We start from the raw sequence: 3,545 nt of genomic DNA on the forward strand, positions 1-3,545 counted from the left end.
CGCGCGCCTAAATAAAGTGCGCGCGGCGCAAATATAGGCAATGGATACCCTGCGCGCGCAATCGTTCGAGCGCAACAGCGAGATTATCGCGGCGTTTTTCACGTCGCGCTACTACAATGACCTTTATTGCATCGCGAAGGACCACTTCGCGCGCCGCGGCGGCGAATCGCTGACCGCGGTGTACGTTGGCTACCTCTACGAATATCTCAAAAATATCGAGACCGCGCCGCGGCACGCTGGTCCCGACATCATGCGCGATACGATAGTCAATCTCCACGCATATTACTGCAAGCTGTCGAGCGAGGTATCGCTGGATGAATTCGTGATGATTATCGTGTCGCAGATCGTGCCCGACGAATTTCTCTCGACGATCACGGGCACCGAGAAATCATCTATGCTGCGCGAGCTGGTGAAGCAGACCGCGCTTGTTGTGGGAAAGCGCGCGCTAAAATCCGATATGCTGCGCTATATCATCGACGACCGCGCGAATCGCGTCGGCGTGAACATATTGAGCGATATAGGCGCGACGGTGCTGCGTCAATTCCGCGCGTCGATGATATCGCAATTATATTCGAAAAAAATGGGCACCGTGCGCCGCACCGTGGACGGCGAATTATTCGACCGCATGCGCGCCGAATTGAAGCGTGCAGTCGAGAGTGGCGTCGAATATTGCGGGCTCTATGACGGCGCGCGACGTGAAATCGCGCGACTGCGCGCGCAACTCGCGAGCGCGACGGCCGAGATTTCGTCATTACGCTCGGCATTGCGCGCTCAACCCATCGCGACGCCGGCGCGCATCGATGCCGCGTCAGCGAGCGAACAACCGCGCGCCGACGCGCCTCTCCAATATGATCACGCGCCCGATAAACCGCGGATCGATGATCCGCCCGGCAGCGCGAAACTGCGTGCGAGTATGCTGGAAATGCCGTCGTTGAGTGATGATAATACTCCGCGCGCAAGCGCGAGTGATGATAATACTCCGCGCGCAAGCGCGAGTGATGATAATACTCCGCGCGCAAGCGCGAGTGATGATAATACTCCGCGCGCAAGCGCGAGTGTCGATCGCGCGCAGCATGAAGCGATAATCGAGGATGATTTTGATACCATGGCTGCACCGCCCGCGCGCGATTCGCGAATGCGCTCGGAATCATCGGACGAAGAAGAGAGCGACGAAGATGAGCACGCGGCGCAGATGAAAGCCGCAGAGCGCGCGCGCGCAATCGCGGAACGCAATCGGCGCGCACATGACACCTCAACAGAGTAATCGCGCACGCTGGCGTGCACCTCATTTCGCATCGCGCACGCTATCGCGGGCGTAATATAAATGGAGCTGGGCGTTATGATTAACGGTCTCGCTGATTCCGTGACAACGAGCCGCGGGGTCGCGTCCATTCTCGATAATCCCATCTACACTGCGCTCGCCATGACGCTCATCATCATAATCATATTCTATTTTTCGGATAGCGCGCGCCGCGGCGTATGCGCGGCAGCGCGAGTGCGGACCGCGTTCTACATTTTCTGTTCCATTCTCACCGTAATATTCATATATCATCGGCGATTCGCGGCGACGCATAGCGAGCAATCGCGCGTGAGCGAAATACAGAGCGCGCTCGCGAATCCGCCAACGCTGGAAAGCGCCGATCACGTGCCGGTCATTCCGCCCATTTATTTGAGCCCCGGATCGGCGCCGCTGCCGCCGGCGCGGTAATGCATCCGCGCTGCATATTTTTTGTAGACGCGGGACGGTGAATATACGTCGCGCGATGACATCCGCGCCTGATGAATCATCATTCGAGCGCGCGCAACTGACCGCGGATCGCTTCTTGAACCGCTCGTGCATCATTTACGGCGCGTCCGGAACGGGCAAAACCCATATAATTCGCCATTTATTATTCGTGCTGCGAGAGCACGTGCCCGCGGTGGTCGTGTTTTCGCTGAGCGAGAAGAGCAATAAAACGTACTCGCGCGATATGGTGCCGCGCTGTTTCGTGCATGATTTCGTCACCGGCGAAACGGTGCGCGCGATCGCGGATCGACAGACGCGCGCGCGGATGATTTATGAGCGCGCGGCTAATCTCGCGCTGCTCGGGCGAATGCTGGATCGCGTTGCGCCGCGCGAATTGATTGCGACGCGCGACGCGCTTCAGCGCGCGTATGATGATATTTGCGCGCGCGGGCGAGAGAGCGGCGCCGGAGACGCGCCATCGGACGCGATCGCGTCGCAATTTCGCGAGCGCATGATATCATTCTATTCGAACGCGCTAGACGCGCGCCTCGAGGCACAGTTGCGCGCGACGCATACGCTGAGCGAGGATGAGCTATTCGCGCTGCGCTGGTTCCGTTTTAATCCGCGGATAACGGTCGTATTTGATGATTGCAGCACGGAGCTCGCCGCGCTCAAATCGGACGCGGACGTTCTCGAGCAGATATTCCAGGGGCGCCATTTTTACTGCACGACCATCATCGCGCTCCACGATACGTCGATGGTGCTGCCCGCGATGCGAATGAACGTGGGCGTGTCTATTTTTACGGACGAAGGTCTTGCCGAGCGCTGGATTAATACGCGCTCGAGCGGATTTCATCGAGAGAAACGCGATGCGTTGCTGCGTTACGCGCATAAAGTGATCTCCGGGCGCGCGCCGCACACGAAAATGCTATTTATGAACGACCAGGCGTTCTTAATCACAGCACCGCCACATGGTTCATTCGACGCGGTAAGTGGCGCGGTGCGCGCGCTCGCGATGAAGATCGAGAAAAAAAACAGCGCTGAAATGGAGCCGTGGATGCGCGAACTTGCGATGTAATGGTTATTCCGCGCTCGCGATCACTGTTGCGCGCCCTCGCTTGCTTTTGCGATCACTTTTGCATCCGCGCGCTCCCATGTTCCGCGCGCGCCATCGATCGCATAACCCATTGCGCGAAGAGCGCCGCGCATTTCTTGCTCGCTGATATTGGGAAGCGCCTCGGATGACTCCGCGTCCGCGCAATAATCGCTATGATACGCGCCCTCGATGCGGCCTATTGGGTCGTGCGCGGATATCCAGACGGAAATAGGCGTTGCGCAAGCGGTGGTTCGCGATTCCTCGGGCGCGTGACGATCATCATCACTCACGCTCGCGCGCAGAGTACTTTCGTCACTCACGCTGGCGCGCGGAGTATTGCCATCACTCACGCTGGCGCGCGGAGTATTGCCATCACTCGAGCCTTCGCGCGATCCCGCCCGCATCCCCCTCAGGGGATTCGCGAGTTCATACGTGATTTGAATCGCGCGCGTGCGCGAATCCACCTCGCGCGTCGTCGGATGCAGCTCGCGCTCGAGATAAACGCACAGCGGATCGTCTTCGTTAAATCGCGGGAATGTGAGATCCGTCGTCCCGCCGGTCGCGATGCGTAACGAGCGTTTCATCATATCGCTGGTATAATCATGCGTCGCGCGGGAGACGCACGACGAAGATGAGCGCGCGAAATACTCATATTCGGTCGCGCGATAAATATCGCAATCATCGGGGCGCTCCAGCGGCTCGAGCGCGAGACGATAGATTTGC

The 3,545-nt window shown here is 58.6% G+C and carries 4 protein-coding genes; 3 read left to right on the forward strand and 1 reads right to left on the reverse strand.

All coding sequences use genetic code 11. From position 1 onward, the window contains the following. Positions 1–40 precede the first annotated feature (40 nt). The 3 genes from WC473_06095 to WC473_06105 all read left to right on the forward strand — a co-directional run bounded on the left by WC473_06095 (position 41) and on the right by WC473_06105 (position 2,804). The gene (locus WC473_06095) at positions 41–1,264 is read left to right on the forward strand and encodes a hypothetical protein (GenBank protein ID MFA5125357.1); all 1,224 of its coding nucleotides are present in this window, start codon (positions 41–43) and stop codon (positions 1,262–1,264) included. Between the two features lie 75 nt (positions 1,265–1,339). After that, positions 1,340–1,708 carry a hypothetical protein gene (locus WC473_06100; protein MFA5125358.1) on the forward strand — a complete coding sequence of 123 codons (369 nt, stop codon included), beginning with the start codon at positions 1,340–1,342 and terminating at the stop codon, positions 1,706–1,708. Between the two features lie 55 nt (positions 1,709–1,763). Then, entirely contained in the window at positions 1,764–2,804 is a 1,041-nt protein-coding gene (locus tag WC473_06105; GenBank protein MFA5125359.1) for a hypothetical protein, read from the forward strand. A 20-nt stretch (positions 2,805–2,824) separates the two neighbouring features. Here WC473_06105 and WC473_06110 read toward each other — a convergent pair. Then, on the reverse strand, positions 2,825–3,545 hold a 721-nt coding region (locus WC473_06110; GenBank protein MFA5125360.1), incomplete at its 5' end, for a hypothetical protein.

Source organism: Patescibacteria group bacterium, assembly GCA_041650895.1.
In the GTDB taxonomy this organism is placed as follows: domain Bacteria; phylum Patescibacteriota; class Patescibacteriia; order 2-01-FULL-39-33; family 2-01-FULL-39-33; genus CAISTG01.

What these genes read in the sequence shown, in the direction of transcription:
- WC473_06105 (MFA5125359.1), top strand. Translation starts at nt 1,764, where the DNA reads ATGACATCCGCGCCTGATGAATCATCATTCGAGCGCGCGCAACTGACC.
- WC473_06095 (MFA5125357.1), top strand. Translation starts at nt 41, where the DNA reads ATGGATACCCTGCGCGCGCAATCGTTCGAGCGCAACAGCGAGATTATC.
- WC473_06100 (MFA5125358.1), top strand. Translation starts at nt 1,340, where the DNA reads ATGATTAACGGTCTCGCTGATTCCGTGACAACGAGCCGCGGGGTCGCG.